Consider the following 606-nt stretch of genomic DNA (forward strand, 5'->3'; position numbering starts at 1 on the left):
TTTCATTGCTAATCTATCTGCTAGATCATATAATGTCCACTCTACATTAGCATTGTCAACTAATCTATAACATACTATCGGTAAATTTTCCCCATCATTGTAAATCTTGAATAATCCTGTATTTTCAATTTCTTTAGATAAATACATAGCCACATCTTTTGTACGTTGATGTATTTGTCTATATCCTTCAAATCCAAGTCTTAAGAAGTTGTAATATTGTCCTATTACTTGACTTGCTGATCTTGAGAAGTTTATTGCCATTGTTGGCATTGATCCTCCTAAGTAACTTACTTCAAATATTAATTCTTTTGGTAAGTACTCTTCATCTTTCCATATTACCCATCCTATACCTGGGTATACTAATCCGTATTTATGTCCTGATGTACTTATTGATACTACATTTTTTAATCTAAAATCCCATTCCATATCTGGATCTATAAATGGTGTAAATAATCCACCTGATGCAGCATCAACATGTATTGGTACACTTATTTTTGCTGTTTTATTGTATTCTTCAAGTAATGCATCTAATGCTTTTATATCATCGAATTTTCCTGTATATGTTATTCCAAGTAATGCTGCTATACCAATTGTATAGTCATCTAC

General features: G+C 30.9%; 1 protein-coding gene. It reads right to left on the reverse strand.

Annotation, left to right across the window (positions count from 1 at the left end; genetic code table 11):
- Positions 1-606, reverse strand: a 606-nt coding sequence (locus AZI32_RS17410) for a pyridoxal-dependent decarboxylase (protein WP_242865329.1), incomplete at both ends; no start/stop codon positions are given.

The sequence above is a fragment of the Clostridium sp. ATCC 25772 genome (genome assembly GCF_001573875.1).
GTDB lineage: Bacteria > Bacillota > Clostridia > Clostridiales > Clostridiaceae > Clostridium_J > Clostridium_J senegalense.